The sequence below is a fragment of the Streptomyces brasiliensis genome, from assembly GCF_014647875.1.
In the GTDB taxonomy this organism is placed as follows: domain Bacteria; phylum Actinomycetota; class Actinomycetes; order Streptomycetales; family Streptomycetaceae; genus Streptomyces; species Streptomyces brasiliensis.
This window is the reverse complement of record NZ_BMQA01000011.1, coordinates 106407-133290: the sequence shown is the minus strand read 5'-3', so window position 1 is coordinate 133290 and position 26884 is coordinate 106407. Positions and strand designations below refer to the sequence as shown.

Here is a 26884-nt window from a genome sequence, read left to right as displayed (position 1 = left end):
CCACGGTCACCTTCCGCCCTCGGGGTCGCCGCCCTGCCTGCCGTCGTGCCGGCGCAGATAGTCGCTCAGCTCGTCGAGTTCGGCGCGCACCTGGTCGATGCGGGCAGGCGCGGGGCGCTGCGGCGGCGGGTTCTGGGGCAGCGGCGGGGCCGGTACATATGTCTGGGCCATCGGGTGCGGGTCCTGGGCGACGGGCGGCTGCGGCACGGGCGTGCCCTGGTACGGCGGCGCGGGCTGCTGGTAGCCGTACGGCGTCGGGACGGTCTGTGCGTGGGGCGGCGCGTAACCGGCGGGCGGGCGCGGGGTGTTGTGGTGGCGGATGTCCGTGGCCAGGAAGTAGGCGGCCGCCGCGGCACCGAGGATCAGGATCACGGTCAGGGCGACGTCGGTCCTCGGGTCGGTCTCCGGCAGCGCGCCGATCACCGCGAAGCAGGTGATGGACAGCGGCACGCTCAGCCAGGCCACCAGCCAGTCGAGCGACCGCCCGCGCAGGAACGCGACCCGGAACAGCGGCACGCACGCGAGGATGCCGCACGAGAGGAACCCGGATGCGGCGATCAGCACGCGCAGGGTGATGACCGTGCCGTCGCTGCGCTTGGGCGGCACCGCGCCGTGGCCGTACATGACTGCTCCTGGGCCGGAGTTCGATATCGGAGTTCGAGCGTATAGGCCGACGGGGACAACGGGTTACGGGTTGTACCGAACCGTTGTCGTGCTGATCACTTCGTACGACATCGCAGGTGGGCCCGGCGACGGGCGGAGCATCATCTTCCGGCGCGAGAGGCGTCGTCGGAGACGTCGTGGGCGCCCGGGTCCGGCGCGACCGTCCCGTCCGTCAGCCCGTCGTACATCCCGCGCACGAGCTGCTCCCCGAGCCGGCCCGCGTGCCTGAGCGCCCGCTCGAACTCGTCGAGTGCGCGGAAGCGCGCGCCGTAGCGCCGCTGTTCGTCGAGCGGGAGCCTGGGCAACTGAAGGCGGCGCACGTCGAGGCGCGTGGCGGTGGACGCGTAGCTGCTGGCCTGGCGGTTGTTGGCGGTGCCGCGCAGGAAGCCGGCGAGGAACCACGGATCGAGCGCCGTGGGATCGGGGCGCAGGAGTACCAGACTGCGCCCCAGGGCGGCTCCCCCTGTCGCGTCGTCGATGACGCGCGCCATCGAACCGCCGCCGAGCACCGGGACGACGACGTCGCCCGGTTCCGTGAGCACGGCCTCCTCGTCGCTCTCGGGCAATGTCCCGGAGGGCGCGGTTCCGGCGAGGACGTCGTGGTCGGTGAGCACGGGCACGCGCGCGTGGCCACCGTTTCCGCCCGTGCGCATCACCAGGGCGCCCCCGCGCGCGAGTTCGCCGACGGTGGTGAGCGGCCAGCGCGCGGGCCGCGCGGACTCCGGGGGCGGCGGGGTGAGCCCGGAGGCCAGCCGCAGGGTCTCGCCGAGCCGCTCCCGTACGGCCGTGAGCTGCTCGGCGCCGTCGGCCGCGGTGGGCGGCGGGAGGTGGCGGGCGGGGGCCAGGTCGACGTCGTCGTCGAGGAGTTCGATCACCGGTACGGAACGGGCCAGCCCCGGCCGCTCGTCCAGCCGCCCCGCCCGGTCGAAGGCACGCCAGGCGTCGAGCACGGCGTGCCGCACGGCCTGCCAGTCCGGCCCGCCGCGCCCCTCCGTGGCGAACTGACCGGTGTCCGCGAGCAGCACCTCCGGCTGCGCGGGCGCCCTGTCCGGCCGGCGCAGCACCCACACATGGAGGGGGATGTTGTAGGGCGGCGCCGCACCCACCGGCAGCGCCACGACCGCACGCAGCGCACCGCGCCGCAGCAGATCGGCGCGGATGCGGCGGCCGGAACGGCGCGAGGCCGCGGCGGGCGGCATGAGCAGCACCGCGGTGCCGCCGTCGACGAGCCGGGCGAGCGCGTGCTGCACCCAGGCCAGCTCGGACTCGGTGCGCGCCGGGAAGCCGTACTCCCAGCGGGGGTCGTAGGCGAGTTCGTCATGCCCCCAGTTGCGTTCGTTGAACGGCGGATGGCACAGGACCGTGTCTGCGCGCAGCTCCGGGTAGGCGTCGGCACGCAGGGTGTCACCTGCGGCGCCGCGCACGGTGGCCCCCGAGTGCAGCGCCAGCCGCAGTGCGGTGAGCGCGGCCAGGTCGGGGGCGCTGTCCTGGGCGTACAGCTCCTGGTCGGGGCGGGTGTCGACGGCCCGCAGCAGGGCGCCGGTGCCGCAGGCCGGGTCGAGGACGGCGCGGGCGGGACCTGCGAGGTCGGCCATGAGCCCGGCGAGTTCGGCCGGGGTGAGCGTGTACTGACGGGGGTTGGCGTCCAGGTGCCGCCCCAACAGGAACTCGAACACCTGCCGCGCCCCTGTCTCGGCCGCCAACTCCGCGGCGCCACGAAGGAGGGGGACGGAGGGGAGCAGGGCGGGGGCGGTGGGGGTGTGGACGGCGGGGGTGTGAACGCTCGCGGCGCGGGTGGTCGCGGCGTGGGCGGTGGGGGTGTGAACCGGTGCTGGGCTGTTCACGGGAGGCGTGGGGTTCACGCCGCTCGGGGTGTGAACCGAGGCAGGGTCGTTGACAGGTGCCGTGGGGTTCACATGGCTCTGGGCGTGAACGTTCACATGGCTCTGGGCGGGAACAGGGGGCGAGGGGTTCACGGAAGCCGGGGAGTTCACAGTTCCCGGTCCGTGAACCGGCGCCGGGCCGTTCCCAGACACTGGCGGGTTCACGGCGTCCTGCGCGTGAACCGAGCCCGGCCCGTTCACAGAGCCCTGCCCGTTCACACCCGCCGTCCCACCTGAGGGCTTCCCCGTGTGAACCCGCCGGCCGCCCGTCGCACCGAAGCGTGGGGCGATCACCTGCTCCAGCGCCGCGGGCAGCATCGCGGCGAGGCGTTCGTCGGTGCCGGCGCTCACTTCCAGCCACACGGTGGGGCGCTCATGGATGAGCAGCAGGGCGCAGCCCGCGTGCACCAGGCCGGTGACCGGGCCCTCGGGGTGGCCTACAAGTTGCTGCCAGACCCGTTCACGAAGCGGGACCTCGGCGAGTTTGCCCTGCTTGCGCAGCCAGGCCTCGACCTCGGCGAGGGCGAAGGACGGGCTGGTCTCGGTGCCGCCCACCGGTTTGGGGAAGTCGGCGTGCCGGCGGCGCCAGTTGCTGACGGCGGCACGGCCGACGCCGGCGAGCCGTGCGATTCCGGCGGCGGTCACTTCTGTCGCGTTGTCCTGCACCCGCCCGACTCCCCTCGTTCCGCGTGTGACGCCGAGCATACCGGTGTTCACGTGATCCACCCATTCACGCGCGTGTACACAGCTTCATTCATTAGACGTGTTGACTCGGTTCACAGGCTCTGCTGTTATTGACCCAGCGAACGAGCGACGCTGCACGGAGGCGGTCGCAGTCTCGGGGAGGGGACAGCCATGGGGATGAAGGCCAAGGTCGCGCTGGGCGCCGTCGTGGGGGTCGTCATCATCGGTGCCGTGTCGGCGAACAGCGGGAACGGCAGCGACGTGAACGACGGCAGCTCCAGCAAGGGCTCGTCGGCGTCCGCCTCGCACACGTCCGGTGGCAAGGGCGACAAGAAGGACGCGGACAGATCGGAGGCGGCCGAGAAGAAGGCCGCGTTCGGCGGGGACGGCGAATTCCAGGTCGGCAGCGACATCAAGCCGGGGACGTACCGCACCACCGGCAACACAGACGGCATGTGCTACTGGGAGCGCGCCAAGGACGCCACCGGCGAAATGGACTCCCTGCTGGCCAACGACAATGTCAGCGGCACCAGTTACGTCACCGTCAAGCCGACCGACAAGCTGTTCAAGTCGAGCGGCTGCGCGGACTGGGAGGCCGTCGACCCGAAGGCGAAGGGGTCGCCCGCCTCCTCGATGGACGGCGACGGCGGCATGTTCAAGGTCGGCGCCGACATCGCGCCGGGCACGTACAGGTCGGCCGGCAACGCCGACGACTCCTGCTACTGGGAGCGCACCAAGGACGCCGAGCACGGGCTCGACTCGATCATCGCGAACAACAACGTGACCGGTACCGCCGTCGTCACCATCCGTCCCACCGACACCTACTTCAAGACGACCGGCTGCGGGGACTGGAAGAAGACCGGCTGACCGGGCCGCCGTACGGCATCACGGTCATCGAGTACGACACCGCGGTCGTCGCATCGGGCGCGGCGGTCCGGCATCCGCCGAGCCGCGCCCGGCCCTCGCACCAGCACCAGCACCAGCACCAGCACCAGCACCAGCACCACGGTCACAGCGCCCTCTCACCTCGCTCACATCACTGCTCACCGGCATCACCACCCACCACCCACCGCTCACCTCATCACCAAGGAACTCCCATGCATCGCACCGCATTTGCCGCTCTCTTCCTCGCCGCCGCGGCCACCGCGGGGCTCACCGGCTGTCTGCCCGGGCAGGACGAGGCGGACAGCCGGCCCAAGGGTCCGTTCGCCGGGCTGTCCGGCGGCGAGATCGCCGACCGCGCCATGAAGGCCACCACCGCCGCCTCCTCGCTCCGCATGAAGGGGGACGTCCCCGACGACGAGAGCGGCGGCACCATCCGCATCGACATGGCCCTGAACAAGGAGGGCGACTGTGCCGGCACGATGAGCGTCGGCGGACAGGGCAAGGCCGATCTGATCAAGACCGCCGACACCATCTACATGAAGTACGACGAAGCGTTCCTGCGCGCCCAGAGCAAGGGCGAGTCCAAGGCCGACACCGACGCGGCCGTGGCGATGCTGGCCGGCAAGTGGACCAAGATGGCCGCGAAGGGCCAGGACGCCAAGGACATCGCCGGCTTCTGCGACCTGGACTCGGTGCTCGGTGAAGCCGAGGACGTCAACTCGGACGCCACCCGCGGGAAGACGACCACCGTGGACGGTACTCCCGCCGTCGTGCTGCACGAGAAGGACGGCAAGGACCGCTACACGCTGTACGTCGCCACCGAGGGCAAGCCGTATCTGCTGCGTGTGGACAGCACGTCGGCCAAGGACCCGGGTTCCCTCACCTTCAGCGACTACGACGAGCCGGTTCCGGCGAAGAAGCCCGCCGGCAAGGTCACCGACCTGGACGCCCTCGGCGGCTGAACCCGGATGCGGCGCCTCACAAGGGGTGCCGCATCCACACGTTGGGCTCCACGTACACCGCGTACCCGCGCTCCGGTTCGCAGCGGACGGGTACCAGTGCGCCGGGTACGTCGGTGTCGCCCTCGGTGTCGAAGGGCAGGCCCGTCCAGGCGCGCCACTCCTCCAGCGAGGCGGCCACGGTCATGGACGCCGGTGCGATGGAGTCGATGACGGCGCCGGCCCGGGCGTGGACGCGCAGCCACGGATCGTAAGGGAGTCCGTCGGGGCGCACCCGGTGCGCGTACTCGGTGATCGGGGTGCGGGGTTCGACGTGCTTGGCGCTGGGGCGGACCGGGGCGACCACCTCGGTGAAGCCCTGCGCACGGGCGTTGTCCCGCGTCGCCGAGAGCATCCGGGCGGACAGCCCACGGCCCTGGGCGTGCGGGGCCACCACGATGGAGATCGCGCTGACCGTGTCGGGGCGGGTTCCGCGGCGCAGGTCGGCGAAGGCCCGGACCAGCACCTCGTCCCAGCCGCGCGCGGGCAGGCTGCCCCGGCCTTCGGCGGCCAGGGAGACGGGCACGCTGTAGGCGTGCGCGACGACTTCACCCCGCTCGTCCTCGGCGAACAGCACGTACTGAGGAAGTTCGGTCGGGATACGGCCGTAGTGCGCGTTGCCCACCGGGTCGTTGACCGTGAAGCGGGGCCAGGTGTCGGCCATGCCGACGACCCGTTCGAGCATGTCGGGCCGTTCGGAGAGCTTCGACACCTTCACGTCCATGCCGGCCACGGTAGGTGGGGCTGGTCGCAACCGGAAAGCGGTTTTACGCCGCTCGCGCGCCAGTCGTGCCTGACGGCCTCACTCGTCGTCCGCGCCCGCCGCCCGCCGATGCCTCGCCTCAGCGTGCGTGAAAGCGCTCCGGTGCCTTCGTCGGGTTGCCGCCCGAGGGAAGCTTCTGGTCGGGGCAGGTGGTGAGCACCTTCTTCATGGCGGCCTTCTCCCCGGTGGTGACCCACAGGCCGTACTTCTTCTTCACCGCGACCTGCGCCGCGACGTACTCGCACCGGTAGGCCTTGTTGGGTGGCAGCCAGGTCGCCGTGTCGCCGTCGCCCTTGCCGCGGTTGGTGCTCGCGTCGACGGCCAGGAGGTTGAGGGGATCGTTGGCCAGGGCTATGCGCTTGCCGGCGTCCCAGTACTTGGCGCCCTTCTGCCAGGCGTCCGAGAGCGCGACGACGTGGTCGATGTCCACCAGGCTGCGGCCGCGACGGTACGTCACCTCCTTGCCGGAGTACGGATCGGGTTCCAGCAGTCCGTACGACACCTTGCAGTCGCCGTCGGTGAACTTCACCTCCTTCAGGTCGCGCTTGAGGATGTCGTCCCGGGTGTCACAGGAATTGGAGTCGGTGTCGGCCCAGGCCGTGCCGAACTTGGCACGCGAGTAACCGGTCTTCGGCGCCCGTCCCTTGACGGTCAGTGACTCCGCGGCGGCCAGGGCAGCGCCCCCGTCTTCTGGCTGCCGGGGCCCCGAAGACCCCTTGTCCAGCTGGTCCGTGCAGCCGGCCACGGCGGCCAGCATCACCACGGCGGTGAGGGCACCGCCCTTCAGGCGCATCACGTGCGTCCCCCCTCGCTCCCTGGTCCGCCCCCGCACGGGCGGTTCATTGCCAAACCCACGGTAACCGCAGGGTGGGGCGGGTCGGACAGGGGGGACGGCGGGGGCGCTCGAGGCAACTCGGGTGTGACGCCGGACGCTTCCGGCGGTTCGGGCGGGGTCGGGTCGGTAAGGCCTCGTACTTTTCCGATCCCCGGCGTCCCGGGTCGGCCGGGTCTCAGACCTTGCCGATCCCCAGCGTCGTCTCTGAGGGCAGCAGGCCGGAGGACAGGACCGCGACCCAGTAGTCGCCCAGGAGTTCGGTGAGGCGGTCGGCACCAGGCCGGCCGAGGGCCTGCCAGGGGGCGGTAGCGAGTCGGTCCGTGTGGAGTTCGACGTCACGGCGCAGTGCACGGCCCGCCTCCGTCGCCGTACCGTCAGCGTCCACCAGGCCCCTGGCGGTCAGGCGTGCGTGTGCGGACGCCCATTCTCCGGCGCTCCAGCCGCGGCTCTCGAAGCGCTCGACGGAGGCGGCGCCTATCGCGGCGAAGGACACGAGCGACTCGACGGGGTCGAGGTCCGCGAGGAGGAGGGCCGCGAGATGGCCGTCGCCGCGGTGTTCGCGCAGGATCGTCGCCGCGTGCCACAACTGCAGGTGGGGAGCGTCGGGCCAGGGCAGTTCGGCGCTCGCCGCGGCGAGCGGGCGGCCCGCGGTGTTCGCCGCCTCGGCCGCGCCCCGGGCCAGGGCCGCGGCCTCGGCCAGTTCGGGGGTGTCGACACGGTCGCCGAGAAGGGCGCGGTAGGCCCGGTCGATCCCCCGCAGGCGCGCCTCCAGGACCTGCCGTGGGCTCGCGATCGTCCAGGCCTGGTCGATGTGCCCGGCGACCGTGTGGGGGTTGAAGCTGTAGAAGGCGGAGGCCACCCGTTCGCTGCCGACGGCTCCCAACGGCGCCGCGCGCAGCGGGAAATAGCTCGGCCAGCGGTCCTCGACCGCGTACCCGAGCGCGGCCGCCTCCTCGAAGACCTCCGGCGCGTAGTAGAGGACCGCGTGCAGCGGTTCCAGCAGATGCCAGAGCTGCCGCACCCGCGCCGGCTCCACCCCGTCGTCCCCCTCCGTCTGATCCTCGGCCGCCTTGCTGACCTGCTCGGACATGACCGACTCCCCCCATCGCACCGGACTCGACCGGCTGGGTCTACGATCCCAGGATCGACGCCAGGAACTCGCCCACCCAGCCCAGCAGTTCCCGTCCGACCAGGGGCTTGCCGCCCACCTTGGCCGTCTTCGGGCGCGGCACCAGCACCTGGTGGGCCGCCGCCTTGATGACGGTCCCCGGGTACAGGCGCTTGAGCCGCAGTTCCTGCGACTCGCGCAACTCCACCGGAGCGAAGCGGATGTTGGTGCCCTGAAGCACTATCTCGCCGACGCCGCACGCGCGCGCGAGCATCCGCAGACCGGCCACCAGCAGCAGGTTCTCCACCGGCTCGGGCAACTTGCCGTAGCGGTCGACGAGTTCTTCCCGTACGGCCTTGATGTCCTCCTCCGAGTTGGCGGAGGCGATCGCCCGGTACGCCTGCAGGCGCAGCCGCTCGCCCGGCGCGTAGTCGTGCGGGACGTGCGCGTCGACCGGCAGCTCGATCTTGACCTCGAGCGGCGGCTCCTCCTCGATCTCCCCCGTCTCCAGCTGCCGCCGGTAGTCCGCGACCGCCTCGCCGACCATACGGACGTACAGGTCGAAGCCGACGCCCGCGATGTGACCGGACTGCTCGCCGCCGAGGAGGTTGCCCGCGCCGCGGATCTCCAGGTCCTTCATCGCCACGTACATGCCCGCGCCCATCTCGGTGTGCTGGGCGATGGTCGCCAGGCGCTCGTGCGCCGTCTCGGTCAGCGGCTTCTCCGGCGGGTAGAGGAAGTACGCGTAGCCGCGCTCGCGCCCCCGGCCGACGCGGCCGCGCAGCTGGTGGAGCTGGGACAGGCCGAAGGTGTCGCCGCGTTCGACGATCAGGGTGTTGGCGTTGGAGATGTCGATGCCGGACTCCACGATCGTCGTGGAGACCAGCACGTCGAACTTCTTCTCCCAGAAGTCCACGACGACCTGCTCGAGCGCCGACTCCGACATCTGGCCGTGGGCCGTGGCGATGCGCGCCTCGGGGACGATCTCGCGCAGCCGGGCCGCCGCGCGATCGATCGACTCGACCCGGTTGTGGATGTAGAAGACCTGGCCCTCGCGCAGCAGTTCGCGGCGGATCGCGGCCCCGATCTGCTTCTCCTCGTACGGCCCGACGAAGGTGAGCACCGGGTGCCGCTCCTCCGGCGGGGTGGTGATCGTCGACATCTCGCGGATGCCGGTGACCGCCATCTCCAGGGTGCGCGGGATCGGCGTCGCGGACATCGTCAGCACGTCGACGTTGGCGCGCAGCTTCTTCAGCTGCTCCTTGTGCTCGACGCCGAAGCGCTGCTCCTCGTCGACGATGACCAGGCCGAGGTCCTTGAACTTCGTCTCCGAGGAGAACAGCCGGTGCGTGCCGATGACGACGTCCACCGCGCCGTCCTGCAGACCTTCCAGAACCGCCTTGGCCTCGGTGTCGGTCTGGAAGCGGGACAGGGCGCGCACGTTGACGGGGAACTGCGAGTACCGCTCGCCGAACGTCCCGAAGTGCTGCTGCACAAGCAGCGTGGTCGGCACCAGGACCGCGACCTGCTTGCCGTCCTGGACGGCCTTGAAGGCCGCGCGCACGGCGATCTCGGTCTTGCCGTAGCCGACGTCGCCGCAGATCAGCCGGTCCATCGGGACCGACTTCTCCATGTCGTCCTTGACCTCGGCGATCGTGGTGAGCTGGTCGGGCGTCTCGGCGTACGGGAAGGCGTCCTCGAGCTCGCGCTGCCAGGGGGTGTCCGCGCCGAAGGAGTGGCCGGGGGCCGCCATGCGGGCGCTGTACAGCTTGATCAGGTCGGCGGCGATCTCCTTGACCGCCTTCTTCGCGCGCGCCTTGGTCTTCGTCCAGTCCGCGCCGCCCAGGCGGTGCAGGGTGGGCGCCTCACCGCCGACGTACTTGGTGATCTGCTCCAGCTGGTCGGTCGGGATGTAGAGCCGGTCACCGGGCTGGCCTCGCTTGGCGGGCGCGTACTCGACGACCAGGTACTCGCGCGTGGCGCCCTGGACGGTGCGCTGCACCATCTCGATGTAGCGCCCGACGCCGTGCTGCTCGTGGACGATGTAGTCGCCCGCCTCCAGGGTGAGCGGGTCGATGGTCTTGCGGCGGCGGGCGGGCATGCGGGCGCCGTCCCGGCCGGCCGCCTTCTGCCCGGACAGGTCGGTCTCGGTGAGGACGGCGACCTTGAGCGCCGGGTCGACGAAGCCGTAGTCGATCGAGCCGCACGCCACGTGCACGACGGACGGCGCGATCTGCCCGAGGTCGGTCTCCAGCCGGGCGGCGACGCCCTCGCCGCCGAGCACCTCGACGGTGCGCGCGGCCGTGCCGTGGCCCTCGGTCACGAAGACCGTGCGCCAGCCGTCGGAGAGCCAGCCCTTGGTGTCGGCCAGCGCCTTCGCGGTGTCGCCGCGGTAGGTCTCGGTGGCGTGCATGCCGAGCTTGAGGGTGTCCCCCGCCGCGTCGGCGGCATATGTGTCCGTCAGCTCCTCGTCCGCCGCGAACGGCGACACCGACCACCACATCATGTCCAGCTCGCGCGCCCGGTCCCGGACGTCCGCGATTGACCACAGGGAGGCCGCTCCGACGTCGATGGGCGCCTCGCCGCCGCCCGCGGTGGCCGCCCAGGACGCCTGCAGGAACTCCTGCGAGGTGGCGACCAGGTCGGCGGCACGCGTGCGTACCCGCTCCGGATCGCATACGACCGTCATGGCGCCCTTGGGCAGGACGTCCAGGAGCAGCTCCATGTCGTCGACCAGGACGGGGGCCAGGGACTCCATGCCCTCGACCGCGATGCCCTCGGCGATCCTGCCGAGCAGCTCGCCCAGCTCCGGGTGCTGTTCGGCGAGGGCACGCGCACGCGCGCGTACGTCGTCCGTCAGCAGCAGCTCGCGGCAGGGCGGCGCCCACAGGCCGTGCTCGGCGATCTCCAGGGATCGCTGGTCGGCGACCTTGAAGTAGCGGATCTCCTCGACGTCGTCGCCCCAGAACTCGATGCGCAGGGGGTGTTCCTCGGTGGGCGGGAACACGTCGAGGATGCCGCCGCGTACGGCGAACTCGCCGCGCTTCTCGACGAGCTCCACGCGCGCGTACGCGGCCGCCCCCAGGGCGTCCACGACCGCGTCGAGGTCGGCGGTCTGCCTCGCCCTCAGGGACACCGGCTCCAGGTCGCCGAGGCCCTTGACCTGCGGCTGGAGCACGGATCGTACGGGCGCCACGACGACGGAGACCGGCCCCGTCTCGGGGTCGTCAGGGCTGGGGTGGGCGAGGCGGCGCAGGACGGCGAGGCGGCGCCCGACGGTGTCGCTGCGCGGGCTCAGTCGCTCGTGCGGGAGCGTCTCCCAGGACGGGTACTCGACGATGCCCTCCGGGGGCAGCAGCGAGCGCAGGGCAGCGGCCAGGTCCTCGGCCTCCCGGCCCGTCGCCGTCACGGCCAGCACGGGGCGGGAGGCCTCGCGGGCCAGGGCGGCGACCGCGAAGGGGCGGGCCGCCGGGGGGCCGACGAGGTCGACGTGCATGCGGTTGCCGTCCGCGGCCGCCTTGATCGCTTCCGCGAGGGCGGCGTCCTTGACCAGGGCGTCGAGCAGACCGTGCAGGCTCATGGAGGGGTTTTCCGTCCGGGAGGTGGGTAACGCGAAGAACCCGACACATGTGAGGGGCCGGGGGTCCCAAGCCTACGACTTGGCGTCGCCTTGCGCCGTTGGCTGTGGACAACCCTTGCGGCTCCGCCCCAGAACCCCGGTAGGTCGAGAGGCACCGAACGATCGAGAAACAGGCCCGGCGTCGAAAAGTCCCCCGAGACTCCTCGACGCCGGGCTTTCCCCGTTGCCCCCGTATGCGGTGGTCGTACCGACAGCCGAGCCTGCGGCGGCTAGTCCGTCGCGATCGCGTTCAGTACGTTCATCCGCCCCGCCCTGAACGCCGGGATCAGCGCCGCAAACAGGCCCACCAGGGCCGAGCCGAGGAACACGCCGATGATCGTCGGCCAGGGGATGTCCAGGACTCCCAGGCCCTCCAGGGCCAGGAGTTTCTGGGCCGTGGCGCCCCAGCCCATGCCCAGGCCGAGGCCGAGGAGGGCGCCGAAGAGGGCGATGACCACGGACTCCAAGCGGATCATGCGGCGCAGCTGGCGGCGGGAGAGCCCGATGGCCCGCATGAGGCCGATCTCCCTCGTCCGCTCGACCACCGAGAGGGCCAGGGTGTTCACGACGCCCAGGACCGCGACGATGATCGCCAGGGCGAGCAGGCCGTAGACCATGTTCAGGAGCTGGCCGATCTGGTCCTTCAGTTCCTGCTTGTAGTCGGTCTGGTCACGGACCTGGTACTGGGGGTAGGGCTTCAGGGACTTCTTCAGCGCCGCGTACGCCTGCTTCTCCTGGCCCTCCTTGGCCTTGGCGAACATGATCACGTTCGGCGGGATCCTGTCCGCGGGAACGTACTTCTCCATGGTCGCGATGCTCATGTAGTGCGCGCCCTGGTCGATGGCGGTGGCGTCGTCCGTGATGGCCGCCACCTTGAGCTTCGCCGTGTCGCCACCCTTGAAGGCCACGGTGAGGGTGTCGCCGAGGTGGACGCCGTACTTCTTGGCGTAGTCGGTACCGACGGACATGGCGTCCTTGCCGTAGGCGGCCGAGAGCGTGCCCTGCGTGGTCGCGCGGCGCAGGTCCTGGGCGTACGACGGGTCGGCCGCCGTGACCGGCCACTCCTTGGTCCTGCCGTCCGGCGAGGTCAGCGTGGCGTCGAGCATCTTGTAGCGGGTGACATGGGCCAGGCCGGGCGAGTGCTCCATGGCTTGTTCGGCCTTCGGGACGATGCGCTGGTTGCCCTCGACGATGAAGTCCGCGCCGACCGATTTGTCCAGCTCGCTGGTGGCGGAGGCGACCATGGAGGAGCCGACCACGGACAGGCAGGCGACCAGCGCGAGGCCGATCATCAGGGCCGCGCCCGTGGCACCCGTACGGCGCGGGTTGCGCAGGGCGTTGCGTTCGGCCAGACGGCCGACGGGGCCGAAGGCCCGCAGCAGGACCGCGCTGATGAGGCGGACCACTCCGCCGGCCAGCAGCGGGCCGATGACGACGAAGCCGATCAGGGTGAGCACGATGCCCGCGCCGAGGACGAGCGAGCCGTCGCTCGCCTTCTTGGCCGTGGCCGCCGCGTACAGGGCGGCGGCGCCGGCACCGGTGAGGACCAGGCCGATCAGGGCCCGGACCAGGCCCGCCCTGCGGTCGGCCGGGGTACCGGCGTCGCGCAGTGCGGCCATCGGAGAGACCTTGCCGGCGCGGCGGGCCGGGAGGTAGGCGGCGAGGACGGTGACGATCACGCCGAGGAGCAGGCCCACGACCGGGGTGGTCGCCTTGACGGTCAGGTCCCGGGTCGACAGGTCCATGCCCGCCGCTCCCATGAGCTTCATCAGGCCGATCGCGATGCCGACGCCGGCGCCGACGCCGAGGATCGAGCCGACGAAACCGAGCAGCAGCGCCTCGACCAGCACCGACCGGTTGACCTGGCCGCGGGAGGAGCCGATCGCCCGCATCAGGCCGATCTCGCGGGTGCGCTGGGCGACCAGCATCGAGAAGGTGTTGATGATCAGGAAGATGCCCACCAGGAACGCGATCCCGGCGAAGCCGAGCATGGCGTACTTGATGACGTTCATGAACTCGCCGACACCCGCGCGGTTCTCGTCGGCGTTCTCCTTGGCGGTCTGGAACTTGTACGTCCCCGCGCCGAGCGTCTGCACGACGTTCCGCTTGAGCTGCTCGTCGGAGACTCCGACCGCCGCGTTGACGTTGATCTGGGTGAACCGGCCCGTGGTGCCGAGCAGTTCGCGCTGGGCGGTGGGGGTGTCGAAGTAGACGACCGCCGCACCGGGGTTGGTGACCTTGAACGTGGCGATGCCGACGATGCGGGCCGTGAAGTCACCGGTCTGGGCGATGGTGCGCAGTTCGTCGCCCATCTTCAGGTGGTGCTTGTCGGCGGTGTCGGCGTCGACCATCGCCTCGTCCGGCCCGCGCGGGGCGTGCCCGGAGCTGATCTCCATGGACCGCAGGTCGTTGTTCGTCCAGTTGCCGGCGATGGTCGGCGCGCCGGTGGTGGAGCCCATGTTGTCGTTGTGGCTGTCGACGACAGTGACGTTCATCGAACTGACGGAGCCCTCGGCCGACTTGACGCCGTCCGCGGCCGTGACGCGCTTGAGGGCGGAGGCGGGCAGCGACAGCGGGACGCCGTTCTGCGGCGTCTCGTCGCTCTTGGCGTCCTTCGGTGCGACCGTGACGTCGGACGCGGTCACCGAGAACAGCCGGTCGAACGTGGTGTCCATCGTGTCGGTGAACACGAGCGTGCCGCACACGAACGCCACCGACAGCAGCACGGCGATCGCCGACAGCGCCATGCGTCCCTTGTGCGCGAAGAAGTTGCGCATCGAGGTCTTCAGGACGGTCATGACGTGCGCCCCCTGGCGTCGAAGTCCTTCATGCGGTCGAGGACGGCGTCCGCGGTCGGCTTGTACATCTCGTCGACGATCCGGCCGTCGGCGAGGTAGAGCACCCGGTCCGCGTAGGAGGCGGCGACCGGGTCGTGGGTGACCATCACGATGGTCTGGCCCAGTTCGTCCACCGAGCGGCGCAGGAAGCCCAGCACCTCGGCACCCGCGCGCGAGTCGAGGTTTCCGGTCGGCTCGTCACCGAAGATGATCTCCGGGCGGGCGGCCAGGGCGCGGGCGACGGCGACACGCTGCTGCTGGCCGCCGGAGAGCTGGGTGGGCCGGTGCTTGAGCCGCCCGGCGAGGCCGACGGTCTCCACGACCCGGTCCAGCCAGGCCCGGTCCGGCTTGCGGCCGGCGATGTCCATGGGCAGCGTGATGTTCTCGAGCGCGTTGAGCGTCGGCAGCAGGTTGAACGCCTGGAAGATGAACCCGATCCGGTCCCGGCGCAACTGCGTGAGCTTCTTGTCCTTGAGGCCGGTGATCTCGGTCTCGTCGAGGTGGATCTGACCGCTCGTCACGGTGTCGAGCCCGGCGAGGCAGTGCATGAGGGTGGACTTGCCGGACCCCGAGGGGCCCATGATCGCGGTGAACTGGCCGCGGGCGATGTCCACGTCGACGTGGTCGAGGGCGACGACACGGGTCTCCCCGGACCCGTACGCCTTGACGACCTGCCGCGCCCGCGCGGCAACGGCCGTACGCGCTCCAGTGCCCCCGTGCCTGGGAATGGTCACAGCCGATGTCACGGTAAGTCTCCTATGTCGGTCAGCAGATGGGTGGCGGGCAGTGTCCCGCCGATGGTGCGAAGTGGTGGGTCGATGAGATGCGAAGCGGTACGTCGATGAGTCTCGCGGGCGACGGGGGTGCCGCGCGCTGGTGCGAAGCCCCGTCTTGTGCTGGGGAAAACCCCACCCCCGCCGGTTCGGACAGCCGCCCCCCGGCGGCGTAAAGCCAGGTTAAGGACTGCGCGGGGGCCGTCTCGTCCTCCGCCGGTACGAACCCTCCCCGAGCCGTAGTACGGAGGGACCCCTAGGGGCTGTCCACCGCCGGGTGGAGTCCTTCTCGGGGTCGGGTCCACTCATCGGCGCTGTGAGCCTCCACCCTCCCGCCGCCATCGACAGGTGCCGTGCGAAGCGCGTCGTTGAGCGGCGGTGGTCGGGCGGCGGGCGGGACAAGTGGGAAGCTGTGCTGCGGCGATAGGTGCAGGAGCCAAGCAGAAGCCTGGGAAGGGGATCCCGTGGACGACACGAAACCCGCGATACACGGCGGCACGGCACAGGGCACCGGCACGCGCGCGCGTGGCGCGGTCGTCGCGGCCCTGATGCTGGCGATGGCGCTGGCGGCCCTCGACTCCACCGTCGTCTCGACGGCCGTACCGCAGATCGTCGGTGACCTCGGCGGCTTCTCCGTCTTCTCCTGGCTGTTCTCCGGCTATCTGCTCGCCGTCACCGTCACCCTCCCCGTGTACGGCAAGCTCTCCGATACCTTCGGCCGCAAACCGGTCCTGGTCGCGGGCGCCGCAGTCTTCCTGCTGGGCTCCCTGCTGTGCGCGCTCGCCTGGAACATGGGGGCGCTGATCGCGTTCCGCATCGTGCAGGGCCTGGGTGGCGGGGCGTTGCAGGGCACGGTGCAGACGCTCGCGGCCGACCTGTATCCGCTCGAGGAACGCCCGAAGATCCAGTCCAAGCTGTCGACCGTGTGGGCGGTGTCGGCGGTCGCGGGTCCCGGGCTCGGCGGCATTCTGGCTACGTACGCGGACTGGCGCTGGATCTTCCTCGTCAATCTGCCGATCGGCGCGGCCGCACTCTGGCTGATCGTCCGTCATCTGCACGAGCCGGCGCGCGAGCCGCGCACGCGCCCGCGCATCGACTGGGCGGGGGCGCTCGCGGTGTTCGCGTGCGGCGGTGTGCTGCTGACCGCACTGGTGCAGGGCGGGGTGGCGTGGGCCTGGCTGTCCGCGCCGTCGCTCGCGCTGTTCACCACCGGGCTCGCGCTGGTCGCGCTGGTGGTGTTGGTGGAACGGCGCGCGCCGGAGCCGATCATCCCCGGCTGGGTGTGGCGCCGCCGCACGATCGCGGCGGTCAATCTCGCGCTCGGCGTCATGGGCCTGCTGATGGTGGCGCCGTCGGTGTTCCTGCCGACGTACGCGCAGTCGGTGCTCGGCCTCGCCCCCGTGGCCGCCGGATTCGTGCTGTCCGTGTGGACGCTGAGCTGGCCGGTGTCGGCCGCGCTGAGCCAGCACGTGTACCGGCGCATCGGCTTTCGCAACACCGCACTGCTCGGCATCGGCACGGCGTCGCTGATCCTGTTCGCGTTCCCGTTCCTGCCCTACCCCGGGGCGGCCTGGCAGCCGACGCTGCTGATGCTGCTGCTCGGCGGCGCGCTGGGCCTGTTCCAGCTGCCGCTGATCGTCGGCGTGCAGTCGACGGTGGGCTGGGCGGAACGCGGCACGACGACCGCGTCGGTGCTGTTCTGCCGGCAGACCGGGCAGACCGTGGGCGCCGCGCTCTTCGGTGCGGTCGCCAACGGCGTGCTGGCCGCGCGGCTGGGCGGTGCGGGCGACCTGGACTCGGTGACCCAGGGACTGGACGCGGGTACGGCGCCGGAGGCGACGCGACGGGCGATCGCCGACGCCGTGCACACGGTGTACTTCGGAGCGGGGTGCGCGGCGGTGCTCGCGTTCCTGGTGCTGCTGCTCCTGGCGCCCCGCCGCTTCCCGGTGATCCGGGACTGACGCGGGGCGTCACCGCCCGGCGCCGGCGCGCTCCTTGCCGCCGAAGGCCTCCTTGCGGATGAGATCGAGGATCGTCGGCGTGCCATGAGTGGTCCGTACGTCGACGAAGGCGCGCACCTGGCCGCCCTCCCCGACGGCCTGCCGCACGAGTTCGTGGGCGAGGTCGGGCCGCGCGGTGTACCGGCCGGGCAGGCGCGCGGTACCGGTCCGGTAGCCACTGACCTCGTCCGCGTCGAACAGTCCGCCGGGCCGCAGGACCGTCCAGTCGAGGCCGCTCGTGCGGACGATCTCCTCCATGCGCCGCATGTCGTCGTACACGGTGCGCCCCACGAAGCGGGCGATGCCCGGCTCCAGCACCTTGCGGAACAGGAGGCTCTCGCCGGGCGCGGGCGTCCCGAACAGGACGGTCGAGGTCACGCCGACCAGTCGCCGTACACCGTGCCGGGTCATGGCCCGGGTGATGTGTGCGATGCCGCCGGAGTAGACGGTGACCGGCTCGCGCGTGTACGGCACGCCGAGCGCCGAGACGACCGCGTCCTGCCCGGCGACGGCGTCCTCGACCGCGCCGTGGTCGTGCACGTCCGCCGCGACGATCCGCACCCGCGGCCCGCGCGCGGGAAAGTTCTCCGGGTGGCGCGTGACGGCGGTGACCGTGTGGCCGGAGGCGTCCGCCTGCTCGACGACGAGCCGTCCGGTGGGGCCATTGGCTCCGAAGACGACGATGTTCATGGGTCTCTCCCTGTCCGATCGGTACTGCCGACAAGAGGGCGCGAGGGGCGGGAAGTGTGACGCCGGACCGGCGACAGGTCCTGGAAAAGACTGACTTAACGCGGGTAACACCCGAGGTCAGAGGCAATTCGACGCAGTAAGCGCATACCGACCGGCCAGTTCGGTGAAAACCGGGGCGCGTTCTGGATACTTGCGAGTAACGTGCGTTTCCCCACTCCCCACCTCCCTGCGGTCCGCCGCCACGGACCCGAGCCGCGCAAGGAGCACCGGGATGTCCCATGACCCGTACCCGCACGTCCCGCCGCACCTCGTCTACCCCTGGCAGCCGCCTCCCCCGGAACCGACCCGCCCCCGCCACCGACCGCGCCACGCGCCCCTCGGGCACCACAGCGACCTGCGGATCCTGCGCGGCGCCTACCGCCGTCAGCGGCGCACCGCCACCTTCACCGCGCTCGGCTACTTCACCCTGTTCCTCGTCCTGTCCGCGTTCGCGCCGGGCCTGATGACACAGCGGCTCGCCGACGGCATCCCCACGGGCCTGCTGCTCGCGCTCTTCCAACTGCCGGTCACCTGGCTGGCGATAGCCCTGTACGAGCACACCGCACGCCGGCGCGTCGACCCGCTCGCCGCCCGCATCCGCAAGCAGGCCGCGCTGGACGCCAGGCGGGGGGCGCCACGATGACCAGTCTCACCGGCTTCAGCGAGTCGGCGCAGACGATGTCCCTCGTGGCCTTCTGCGCCGTCGCCACGATCACGCTCCTGCTGTGCGTGATGACCGGCCCCGACCGGGACGACCTCGACGAGTTCTACACCGGTTACGGCACCCTGTCCCCGCTGCGCAACGGCCTCGCCATCGCCGGCGACTACATCTCGGCGGCCACTGTGCTGAGCACCACCGGCGTGATCGCGCTGTGCGGCTACGACGGGATCGTCCTCGCGCTCAGTACGGCGCTGTCCCTGATGCTCCTGATGTTCCTGCTGGCCGAACCCCTGCGCAACGCGGGCCGGTTCACCATGGGCGACGCGCTGGCCCGCCGTATGCCGGGCCGTGCCGTGCGCGTCGCCGCATGCGCGGCCACCATCGCCGCCCTGCTGCCGATGATGCTCGTGCAACTCGCCGGCGCCGGACAGCTGATGGCGTTCATCCTCGGCTTCTCCAACGAGTCGCTGAAGACGGGCTTCGTGATCGGCCTGGGCACGCTGATGATCAGCTACGCGGCGATCGGCGGCATGAAGGGCACCGCCCTCATCCAGATCCTGAAGATCGTCATGCTGCTCGGCTCGGGGGCCCTGGTCGCCGTCCTGATCCTGAACCGCTTCGACTGGGACCCCGGCGCCCTCTTCGACGCGGCGGCGCGGCAGAGCGGGGCCGGGCCGGCGTTCCTGCACTCGGGCCTGGAGTTCGCGGGCGGACCCGCTCCCCGCCTGGACATGATCACGTCCGAGCTGACGATCGTCGTGGGCGGCGCCTGCCTGCCGCACATCACCATGCGCATGTACACCGCGTCCAGCGCCCGCCAGGTGCGCCGCTCGATGTCCTGGGCGGTGTCGAGCGTGGCCCTCTTCGTCCTCGTCATCACGGTCGTCGGGATGGGAGCCACGGCCCTCATCGGCCGTACGACGATCGCGGGGGCCGATCCGCAGGGCAACACGGCGTATCTGCTGGGGTCGAGGGCCGCGTTCGGAGCGGACGTGTCGACGGCGGAGACCCTGCTGTTCACCACGGTCACGACCGCGATCTTCCTGACCCTGCTGGCCTCCGTCGCCGGGATGATCCTCGCCTGTGCCAACTCCCTCGCCCACGACGTCTTCGCGGCTCACGCGCGCGACCTGTCGGCCCGCCGCGAGATGACCCTGGCGCGGGTCTCGGCGCTGGCCATAGGCGTCCCGACGATCCTGCTGGCGACCCAGGTGCAGCACCGCAGCCTGCAGCCCCTGATCACCCTCTCCTTCTGCCTCGGCGCCTCCGCCCTCGCGCCCGCCCTGGTCTACGGCCTCTTCTGGCGCCGCTACACCCGGACCGGCCTGCTGTGCACCCTGATCGGCGGCTCGCTCACCGTCCTGCTGCTGATGCCCGGCACCAACCTCGTCTCCGGCTCTCCCGTCTCCGCCTTCCCCGAAGCCGACTTCAACTGGTTCCCCTTCACCACGACCGGCATCGTCTCCATCCCGGCAGGCTTCGCCTTCGGCTGGCTGGGCACGGTGGCCTCCGGCCGCGGCAAGGCGGAGGAACAGCGCCGGCAGTACGAGGCGGTGGAGGGGTGGATTTTGGCGGGGGTGTTGCGAAGGGGCAGTTGAGGGGGGCGGCCGCGCGGTGACGCGGGTTGTGAGAGGCAGGCGTGCAGGCGCGCGGTGACACGGGGCGTGCGAGGGGCGTGTGTTGGGGCGCGGAGTGGCGACGGGGGTTGCGCAGGGCGGGCGTTGGAGCGCGCGGTGAACCGACGGTTGCGCGAGGCGACGTTGGGGCGCGCGGTCGCATGGAGGGCGCCTGAGGTGGGCTCGGGGCGCGTGGCGCGGACTGTGCGCGGTCCGCTTCTCGCACACGGTTCCGTTCACTCCAGTGCCGCCTGGCCCGCCAGGGTCGTCAGACTGCTGCGTACGTGGTCCATCTGTGCCTGCACGTCGTCCCAGGTCTCCCCGTGGTCGCGCAGCACCTGTTCCGTCTCGCGGGCGATCCGGTCCTCACGCAACCGTGCCTCGGCGAGGATCTCGGCCGCACGCGCGCGTGCCTCCTCCTGGCGGCGCCAGGCCGACTCCTCCGACTCGGCGAGCACACGCTTCGCCTCGGCCACCGCGGCCTCGGCGCGGACGACGGCCTCCGCGTGCCGTGCCTCGAACGCGGCCAGCCGCTCGTCCTCCTCGCGCTCGACCACGCCCCACCGTTCGGCGTGCTCCCTGGCGTGCTCGGCGAGCATCCCGGAGGTCCGCTGCCGCATCTCGCGCAGCGCGGCGAGGGCCTCGCTGCGCGACTCCTTCACCTCGCGGCGGGCGCCGATCCGTACGTCGTCCGCCTCGGCGCGCGCCGCGAGCAACCGCTGGCGGGCGCGTTCCTCCGCGTCCGCTCGGAGCGCGTCCGCCTCTTCCTGCGCCGTCCGGCGCACGCCCAGGGCGCGCGCCTCCGCCTCTGCGGCCTGCTCCTGTGCCTCACGCCGCGCGTACTCCCGTACGGCCGCCGCTTCTTCCACCCCGAGCTGGAAGATGCACCGTGCGCGCTCCCCGAGCGTCTCGTACGTCTGCGGCGCGAGCCGCGCGACCGTCCCGCGCAGCCGTTCCACCTCCGCCTCCATGTCCTTGGCGAGCACGGTCAGCCGCGCGGCTCTCTCCCACGCGGCGTCACGTGCCTGACAGAGGGCCGTCGCACGGGCGTCGACGTGCTCGGGGCGGTAGCCGCGCCCCCGGACGGTCACGAAGCCGTGCGGCGACTTCGACGCGCTGCTCACCCTGGAACCCCTCTCCGCCGGACACACACGAAATGATGATTTCGCGCACATCTTGATGGATCGGGCGTAAGGGCTCATAACGTGATACTCCGCAGGCATGACACGGCCGGCCGGACGCACGCGAAAGGGCCGGCCCGGTCGCACGACCGGGCCGGCCCCATGGCTCACGGCAATCGGGCTACAGCAGCCCGTCCCACATCTGCTCCAGCAGCACCGACCACCAGCTTTCCGCCGAACCCAGCGCCGCCGGGTCCAGGGAGGCCAACTGGGCCTGGAAGTCGACGGTCCAGCGGCCCGCCTGCTCCTGGTTCAGACCGAAGCGCAGCCGCCACATGCGGCCGAGCAGCGCCAGGGAGCGCGCGAACTCCGGCAGCCCGGTGTTCACGAACTGCGGCGGCACGGGCGCACCGCCCGGCCCCGCCTCCACCGGCACGGCGACGATGTTCGCCGTGCCGTACTGCACGCAGATCGCCTTGCCGAAGTCGGTGCCCATCACCAGGTACGAACCCGCGTCGGCGGCGGGCTGCACCCCGCGCTCCTGCGCCAGTTCCGCCAGGGTCGGCACCGGACGGCCCGGCTGGGCCTGCGCCCAGAAGAACGGGCTCATGTCCAGTGGCAGTCCGGCCGCGACCAGCGTGTGCGCCACGACCGGCGGCACGCCCTGCCGCGACACCGCCGCCTGCTCGAACCGGAACACGCCCGGCCCGAACGCCGCCGCCAGTTCGTGCGCGATCCCCTCCGGCGGGATCGGCGGCGCGGGCTGCACCTGCGGCAACGGCGCGCGCACCGGCGCGGGACGTGCGGGACCGTCCGCCACCTGATGCAACTCACCCTGGTGCACCAGCAGTTGCTGCATCCCCTGCTGCCGGCTCGCGTGGTCCGTGCCGTACGGCGCGATGCTCGTGATCCGCGCCTGCGGCCACTGCTCCCGGATCATCCGCGCGCAGTAGGCACCGGGCAGTTCACACGACTCCAGCTCGGTGTGCAGCTCCAGCACCTGGTCCGGCGGCACGTTCATCGCGCGCAGTTCGTGGAAGATCTGCCACTCCGGGTGCGGCGTGCCCGGCGCCGAACGCCGGATCAGCTGCTGCTCGGACCCGTCCTGCGCGCGGTAGCGCAGCACGGCCTGATACCCCGGACCGACCGTCGGCTGCCCCTGCTGCGGGTAGCCGTACGCGGGCTGCTGACCGGGCAACGGCTGCCCCGGCACCGGCAGGCCGGGCACGGGCAGGCCGGGCACGGGCAGGCCGGGCACGGGCAGGCCGGGCACGGGCAGGCCGGGCACGGGCGGCCGACCGGGGGGCGGCATCGCACCGGACGGCATCGGCTGCGGGGCGCCCGGCGGCATTCCGGGGGCGCCCGGCGCTCCGGGTACGCCCGGGCCTTGCGGCGGCGGGGGTACGCCGGGGCCGCCCACCGGAGGCGCGGCCAGCACGGTCTCCGCGTGGTGCACGGCACCGTGCGCGCCCCCTGAAGAGCCTTGCGCGCCAGGCGCGTTGGGCACGCCCGGGGCGCCCGGAGTCTGCGGTACGCCGGGGGCGCCCGGAACTCCCGGGGCGCCGGGCGGAGTCGGTACACCCGGGGCGCTCGGAGCACCCTGCGCGCCGGGCGCGCCAGGAATGCCCGGGGCGCCCGGCGGGATCTGCGCGCCGCCTCCCGTTCCCGGGCCCAACTGACTGGGGTCGGCCAGCACCGTGGCCGCGTGATGCACACCGCCGGGGGGCGTGCCGCCCGGAGTGCCCGGCGCGGAGGGCGGGTTGGGAGCGCCCGGCGGGATCTGCGCGCCCGCGCCCGCGCCCGGACCGCCGACACCCTCCGGCCCGTCCGGACCGAGCGACGACACGAGCCGCGTCGGCACATAACCACCCGCCGGCGCACCCGGCACCCCGGGCGGGGCAGGCGGAGGCGTGCCCCCCGGCCGCGCACCGGGCGCCCCCGGAGCACCCGGCGGCGGAGGCGGCGCACCCGCACCCCCGCGAGCCCGGCGCGGCGGAGCCGCCTTGCTCGTCGCGGCGTCCGCGATGTCACTGGCGTCGGGCGGGAGCGGCCGCCCGGGCGCACCCGGACCGGCCGGAGGCTGGGGCCCGTCGGGCGCACCGCCCGGCCCCTGCGGATAGCCGTACCCCGGGGCACCCGGAGGGGGCGTGCCCGGAGCACCGGGACCCGGCGGATAGCCGTACGACGGCGCACCCGGCGGAGGCGGAGGCATGCTCCCCGGCGACGGCGGGGGCGGCGTGCCCGGGGTGCCGGCCTGCTGCGGGTAGGGAGGCGTGCCGGGAACCGCCGGTCCCTGCTGGTGGCCGTACGACGGCGCACCAGGCGCCCCCGGCCCACCCGGTGCCTCTGGCACACCCACGGTTCCAAGCGCCCCCGGCGCACCACCAGGAGCATGCGAAGAACCCGGCGCTCCCGGCGCAAAGCCCTGCGCCCCGGGCACGTTCCGGTCGTCGAGCGCCGGGGAAACAGCCGTCGGCGGCAGTTGGCTGCCCCCCGACATCAGCGCCGTCTTCGCGTCCGGCGCGGCCGGCGGCGGCGTGTTGTCGTCGACGTCGCTCAACGGCGGCGCGAACACCGTCGCGGGCAGCGGCACCGAACGGTCGTCACCGGAATCGGCGTTCGTGTCCGTCCCGGCCCAGGGCGTCGCCCCGGCAGGCGCACCTGGCGCACCGACCGAACCGTGCCCCCCGCCGAAGGACCCCGCACCCGCACCCGCGCCGGCACCACTCTCACCGGCAGCGGGCCACGACCCACCGCTGCCACCGCCCGGCACCCCCGGCGCAGCACCCGGACCCGCACCAGGACCGGCAGCCGCAGCCGCCGTCCCACCAGGCGCACCCCCCTGCACCGGCACCCCGGCCTGCGTCTGAGGCAGTTCGCCACCATCCGACGACCGCCGGTCCGGAATCCCCAGTTTGTCCGCTGCCTCCTGCAACCACTCCGGCGGACTCAGCAGGAACGACGTCTGGTTCAGATCCACCCGCGCGGCCGGAGCCGGCGGCGCGTCCGCGGCGGCCTCCTCACGGCCGTACTCCTCCTCGTACCGGCGGATCACCTCGCCCACCGGCAGCGCAGGCCACAGCGTCGCCTCGCCGCTGTCCCGGGCGATCACCAACCGTTGCGCGCCCGCGTCCGACCGCGGCCCCTCCGCACGGTCCTCGCCCCACACCACGAACCCGAGCCCGAACTCCCGCACCCGCACCTCGCGATGCTGGTACGCCGGCACGTCCCCGTTGATCCACTCCTCGGCGCGCTCCTGCGCCTGTGCGAACGTCACCATCGAAAATCACTCCCCCGCAGCCGCGGCCGACGACACCGGCACCGCACGCGCGAAGCCGCCGTCCACCATCAGGTTCGCCACCGTCTCCAGCTCCGGCGGGCTGCCCGCGAGCCGCGACAGGAACGTGTCGAAGTCCTCACCGCACGGCAGCAGCAACCGCTCCACACGCTCGGCCGGCGACCACGACGGATCCACGTCCCGCACGTCGTCGTACGCACAGAACCACACCGAACCCAGCCGCTCGCCCTTCACCTTCACCGCGAGCAGACCGCCCTGCACGAAGGCAACACCCAGGTAGTCCTTGGTCAGATGGTCGCGCAGGCACTTGTTCACGTACACGAGATCGTTGACGGCCGCCTCGTCACGCACCGTGAAGAACGGCTGGTCGATCAGCAGCCCCAACTGAGCGTCCAGCGCCGTACCGACCGGCGCGCAGCCGCCCGCCGCCTTCAGGAAGGAGCGGTACGCGCCCGGCAGCCGGTAGCCCAGATCCTCCTCGACGCCCAGAGCCTGCTGTTCCGTCACCGCCACACCCGACTTCGGCAGACCGAAGTGCGCCGGACGCGTCTCCTGCAACGGCCGCGTGCCCCGCTTGCCCTGGTCGACACGCGCCGTCGCCACGCCGCCGTGATGCCGCAGCAGCGCCTTCACCTCGACCGGAACCAGCTCGAGACGCCGCGACCCCACGACGTGATGCCACGTCCAGCCGTGCGGCGTCGCCACCGACGGCACCGTGTCCCACAACTCGTGCCCCGCCCCCGACATCGCCGCGTTCGCCGACACGTAGTCCGTCAGCCGCAGCTCGTCGACACCGAAGCCCTCCGGCGGATCGGCGATCTCCGCCGCCGCACGCGCATAGGGCGAGAAGTCGGGATACCCGCGCTCGTCGACACGTACCCCTCTCGGGTGACGTGCCGCCCGGACCGGATCCGGGAAGTGCACGACCTGCCCGGCGTAGGCCGCGTTCGGCGGCGCGGCTTGTTGCCCGAGCCGACCTGTCGTCATGGCGGTTGCCCCCTGCGGCACTCTGTACGAGACGAAACCACGCCGCCAATGGTGCGGTACGCCCCGTATTCGACTGTCTCTCCAACGTCACCGACGCGTTGACCGCGCGCATCACGGTGCCGACAGCCTATGCGGTACACGTACCCCGGTCACCGGGCACCGGTCGCGGGGCCTCCGCTACCGTGACCTGCCGTCACCCCACCGTGACTGCCTGCCCAAACCCTGGCGTGTCGCGCCGCCCCAGCTTCCGCACCAGCCACGGCATTTGGCACTCTGAGTTCTTCGGGGCGACACCCGGGAGGGGATGATGACCATGAAAGCGACGCAGACGGGACCGCATACGGACCCTAGAGACGGCTCCTCCGGCGACCCCCGCGTCGGCTGGAGCCACGCCGAGACACCCCACCCGCCGGCCCTCCTCCACCGCCGCGACGGCATCCTGCCCACCGTGGCCGCCGCGCTCTCCGTCCGCGGTGCCACCCTCACCGGCACCGCCGCCCGCGGCGACCACCCGCCGCCGCTCCACCCCCTCGTGCAGGACTTCCTCGACACCCTCACGAGCGCCCAGCGCGACCGCTTCACCGGCCGCTGCGCCGAGACCATCCTCATCTCGCGCCACCTCACCGCCGCCGACGCAACCCGCAGCAAACGTGCCTCGCGCAAACCCATGACCAACGGCGAGGCCCGCAAGGTCCTCAAGCAGGCCAAGCTCACCACCCGCCGCATACGCGAGGACGGCGACCCGCTGCACGGCAGCTTCGCCGCGCCCTGCCGCGCCTGCGCCGCGCTCAGCGCCCACTTCGGCGTCCGCGTCGTCGACCCCACCACGCCCGACGACTGACCCGACGAGGCGTACGGCGCGCGGCACCACGCCCGCGACGCCGGGCGCCCGACCCCACGAACTCGACGAACGAAGGCAGATGCACGCCGACCGCACTTCGACCACACGCTTTCCCGTGCCCGTCGACGCCGCCCTGCGCGCCGCCGGCTGGCAACCCGGGCGCTGGGACATAAAACAGGCAGAGTTCTGGGCCGACACCCTGCGCGACCACACCTCGCCCGCCGGACACCGGCACGCCGTCTTCCCCGCCGCCGTCGAGGCCTGGGCCGAGTTCGGCGGCCTGCACATCGCGCCCGCCGGACCCGGCCGCCAGATCGCCCCGGCCGCCCTCCACCTCGACCCCCTCCACGGCCTCCACCTCGCCCGCACCCTCGGCGACCTCGGCCGCGCCCTCGACACCGCGGTCTGCCCCCTCGGCGAGGAGACCGACACCCGCTCGCTGCTCGCCATCGACACCGAGGGCCGCGTCTACACCCTCGACCACACCGGCGACTGGTACCTGGGCCCCGACATCGACCACGCCCTCTCGGCACTGGTCGCGGGCATAGAGCCGGTACGACTGACGGCAGGCTGACACGCGCGC

The 26884-nt window shown here is 72.1% G+C and carries 20 protein-coding genes; 7 read left to right on the top strand and 13 right to left on the bottom strand.

Annotated elements, in window-relative coordinates; all coding sequences use genetic code 11:
• Positions 1-6 precede the first annotated feature (6 nt).
• Together IEZ19_RS19315 and IEZ19_RS19310 are read right to left on the bottom strand one after the other, a co-directional pair.
• The gene (locus tag IEZ19_RS19315) at positions 7-624 is read right to left on the bottom strand and encodes a hypothetical protein (RefSeq protein ID WP_189312464.1); all 618 of its coding nucleotides are present in this window, start codon (positions 622-624) and stop codon (positions 7-9) included.
• A 140-nt stretch (positions 625-764) separates the two neighbouring features.
• Positions 765-3212 (bottom strand): N-6 DNA methylase, encoded by a 2448-nt coding sequence (locus IEZ19_RS19310; RefSeq protein WP_189312463.1) that lies wholly within the window; start codon positions 3210-3212, stop codon positions 765-767.
• A 189-nt stretch (positions 3213-3401) separates the two neighbouring features.
• Between IEZ19_RS19310 and IEZ19_RS19305 the strand changes: the two genes are divergently transcribed.
• Complete coding sequence (locus IEZ19_RS19305; RefSeq protein WP_189312462.1) at positions 3402-4097, top strand: Rv1352/Rv1906c domain-containing protein; 696 nt, start codon at positions 3402-3404, stop codon at positions 4095-4097.
• Here IEZ19_RS19305 and IEZ19_RS19300 read toward each other — a convergent pair.
• Complete coding sequence (locus tag IEZ19_RS19300) at positions 4052-4243, bottom strand: hypothetical protein (RefSeq protein ID WP_189312461.1); 192 nt, start codon at positions 4241-4243, stop codon at positions 4052-4054. The genes IEZ19_RS19305 and IEZ19_RS19300 overlap by 46 nt on opposite strands.
• An 84-nt stretch (positions 4244-4327) precedes the next feature.
• On the opposite strand from IEZ19_RS19300, the gene IEZ19_RS19295 reads away from it, so the two are divergent.
• Complete coding sequence (locus tag IEZ19_RS19295; RefSeq protein WP_189312460.1) at positions 4328-5077, top strand: hypothetical protein; 750 nt, start codon at positions 4328-4330, stop codon at positions 5075-5077.
• 16 nt (positions 5078-5093) lie between these two features.
• Here the strand turns inward: IEZ19_RS19295 and IEZ19_RS19290 are convergent, their stop codons facing one another.
• The 6 genes from IEZ19_RS19290 to IEZ19_RS19265 all read right to left on the bottom strand — a co-directional run bounded on the left by IEZ19_RS19290 (position 5094) and on the right by IEZ19_RS19265 (position 15021).
• The gene (locus tag IEZ19_RS19290; RefSeq protein WP_189312459.1) at positions 5094-5837 is read right to left on the bottom strand and encodes a GNAT family N-acetyltransferase; all 744 of its coding nucleotides are present in this window, start codon (positions 5835-5837) and stop codon (positions 5094-5096) included.
• Positions 5838-5955: 118 nt separating this feature from the next.
• Positions 5956-6669 (bottom strand): HNH endonuclease family protein, encoded by a 714-nt coding sequence (locus tag IEZ19_RS19285; RefSeq protein WP_189312557.1) that lies wholly within the window; start codon positions 6667-6669, stop codon positions 5956-5958.
• A 217-nt stretch (positions 6670-6886) separates the two neighbouring features.
• On the bottom strand, positions 6887-7801 hold the full coding sequence (locus IEZ19_RS19280; protein ID WP_189312458.1) for an SCO6745 family protein: 915 nt from the start codon (positions 7799-7801) through the stop codon (positions 6887-6889).
• A 40-nt stretch (positions 7802-7841) separates the two neighbouring features.
• Positions 7842-11399 carry a transcription-repair coupling factor gene (mfd, locus tag IEZ19_RS19275; protein ID WP_189312457.1) on the bottom strand — a complete coding sequence of 1186 codons (3558 nt, stop codon included), beginning with the start codon at positions 11397-11399 and terminating at the stop codon, positions 7842-7844.
• Between the two features lie 269 nt (positions 11400-11668).
• The gene (locus IEZ19_RS19270; protein ID WP_189312456.1) at positions 11669-14236 is read right to left on the bottom strand and encodes an ABC transporter permease; all 2568 of its coding nucleotides are present in this window, start codon (positions 14234-14236) and stop codon (positions 11669-11671) included.
• A complete protein-coding gene (locus tag IEZ19_RS19265; protein ID WP_189312455.1) occupies positions 14233-15021 on the bottom strand; it encodes an ABC transporter ATP-binding protein in 789 nt (262 codons plus the stop codon). The genes IEZ19_RS19270 and IEZ19_RS19265 overlap by 4 nt, the downstream gene beginning before the upstream one ends.
• Before the next feature lie 491 nt (positions 15022-15512).
• On the opposite strand from IEZ19_RS19265, the gene IEZ19_RS19260 reads away from it, so the two are divergent.
• On the top strand, positions 15513-17009 hold the full coding sequence (locus IEZ19_RS19260; protein WP_189312454.1) for an MFS transporter: 1497 nt from the start codon (positions 15513-15515) through the stop codon (positions 17007-17009).
• Positions 17010-17018: 9 nt separating this feature from the next.
• Here the strand turns inward: IEZ19_RS19260 and IEZ19_RS19255 are convergent, their stop codons facing one another.
• A complete protein-coding gene (locus IEZ19_RS19255; RefSeq protein WP_189312453.1) occupies positions 17019-17738 on the bottom strand; it encodes an NAD(P)-dependent oxidoreductase in 720 nt (239 codons plus the stop codon).
• A gap of 271 nt (positions 17739-18009) precedes the next feature.
• Between IEZ19_RS19255 and IEZ19_RS19250 the strand changes: the two genes are divergently transcribed.
• The gene (locus IEZ19_RS19250; RefSeq protein WP_189312452.1) at positions 18010-18420 is read left to right on the top strand and encodes a DUF485 domain-containing protein; all 411 of its coding nucleotides are present in this window, start codon (positions 18010-18012) and stop codon (positions 18418-18420) included.
• A complete protein-coding gene (locus IEZ19_RS19245) occupies positions 18417-20036 on the top strand; it encodes a sodium/solute symporter (protein ID WP_189312451.1) in 1620 nt (539 codons plus the stop codon). The genes IEZ19_RS19250 and IEZ19_RS19245 overlap by 4 nt, the downstream gene beginning before the upstream one ends.
• Positions 20037-20290: 254 nt before the next feature.
• Here the strand turns inward: IEZ19_RS19245 and IEZ19_RS19240 are convergent, their stop codons facing one another.
• From IEZ19_RS19240 to IEZ19_RS19230, 3 genes are all read right to left on the bottom strand, one after another.
• Complete coding sequence (locus IEZ19_RS19240) at positions 20291-21178, bottom strand: coiled-coil domain-containing protein (RefSeq protein ID WP_189312450.1); 888 nt, start codon at positions 21176-21178, stop codon at positions 20291-20293.
• A 178-nt stretch (positions 21179-21356) separates the two neighbouring features.
• Positions 21357-24455: an SUKH-4 family immunity protein gene (locus IEZ19_RS19235; protein WP_189312449.1), complete on the bottom strand. Its 3099-nt coding sequence runs from the start codon at positions 24453-24455 to the stop codon at positions 21357-21359.
• A gap of 6 nt (positions 24456-24461) precedes the next feature.
• Entirely contained in the window at positions 24462-25460 is a 999-nt protein-coding gene (locus IEZ19_RS19230) for an SMI1/KNR4 family protein (RefSeq protein WP_189312448.1), read from the bottom strand.
• A gap of 313 nt (positions 25461-25773) precedes the next feature.
• Between IEZ19_RS19230 and IEZ19_RS19225 the strand changes: the two genes are divergently transcribed.
• Positions 25774-26301 (top strand): YwqJ-related putative deaminase, encoded by a 528-nt coding sequence (locus tag IEZ19_RS19225; RefSeq protein WP_373297008.1) that lies wholly within the window; start codon positions 25774-25776, stop codon positions 26299-26301.
• Positions 26302-26380: 79 nt separating this feature from the next.
• Complete coding sequence (locus tag IEZ19_RS19220) at positions 26381-26875, top strand: SUKH-3 domain-containing protein (RefSeq protein ID WP_189312446.1); 495 nt, start codon at positions 26381-26383, stop codon at positions 26873-26875.
• Positions 26876-26884 lie beyond the last annotated feature (9 nt).

Coding starts and splice junctions, on each gene's coding strand:
- IEZ19_RS19315 (WP_189312464.1), bottom strand. CDS start 624: ATGTACGGCCACGGCGCGGTGCCGCCCAAGCGCAGCGACGGCACGGTC.
- IEZ19_RS19295 (WP_189312460.1), top strand. CDS start 4,328: ATGCATCGCACCGCATTTGCCGCTCTCTTCCTCGCCGCCGCGGCCACC.
- IEZ19_RS19290 (WP_189312459.1), bottom strand. CDS start 5,837: ATGGACGTGAAGGTGTCGAAGCTCTCCGAACGGCCCGACATGCTCGAA.
- IEZ19_RS19285 (WP_189312557.1), bottom strand. CDS start 6,669: ATGCGCCTGAAGGGCGGTGCCCTCACCGCCGTGGTGATGCTGGCCGCC.
- IEZ19_RS19245 (WP_189312451.1), top strand. CDS start 18,417: ATGACCAGTCTCACCGGCTTCAGCGAGTCGGCGCAGACGATGTCCCTC.
- IEZ19_RS19305 (WP_189312462.1), top strand. CDS start 3,402: ATGGGGATGAAGGCCAAGGTCGCGCTGGGCGCCGTCGTGGGGGTCGTC.
- IEZ19_RS19220 (WP_189312446.1), top strand. CDS start 26,381: ATGCACGCCGACCGCACTTCGACCACACGCTTTCCCGTGCCCGTCGAC.
- mfd (WP_189312457.1), bottom strand. CDS start 11,399: ATGAGCCTGCACGGTCTGCTCGACGCCCTGGTCAAGGACGCCGCCCTC.
- IEZ19_RS19225 (WP_373297008.1), top strand. CDS start 25,774: ATGAAAGCGACGCAGACGGGACCGCATACGGACCCTAGAGACGGCTCC.
- IEZ19_RS19255 (WP_189312453.1), bottom strand. CDS start 17,738: ATGAACATCGTCGTCTTCGGAGCCAATGGCCCCACCGGACGGCTCGTC.
- IEZ19_RS19230 (WP_189312448.1), bottom strand. CDS start 25,460: ATGACGACAGGTCGGCTCGGGCAACAAGCCGCGCCGCCGAACGCGGCC.
- IEZ19_RS19280 (WP_189312458.1), bottom strand. CDS start 7,801: ATGTCCGAGCAGGTCAGCAAGGCGGCCGAGGATCAGACGGAGGGGGAC.
- IEZ19_RS19270 (WP_189312456.1), bottom strand. CDS start 14,236: ATGACCGTCCTGAAGACCTCGATGCGCAACTTCTTCGCGCACAAGGGA.
- IEZ19_RS19250 (WP_189312452.1), top strand. CDS start 18,010: ATGTCCCATGACCCGTACCCGCACGTCCCGCCGCACCTCGTCTACCCC.
- IEZ19_RS19235 (WP_189312449.1), bottom strand. CDS start 24,455: ATGGTGACGTTCGCACAGGCGCAGGAGCGCGCCGAGGAGTGGATCAAC.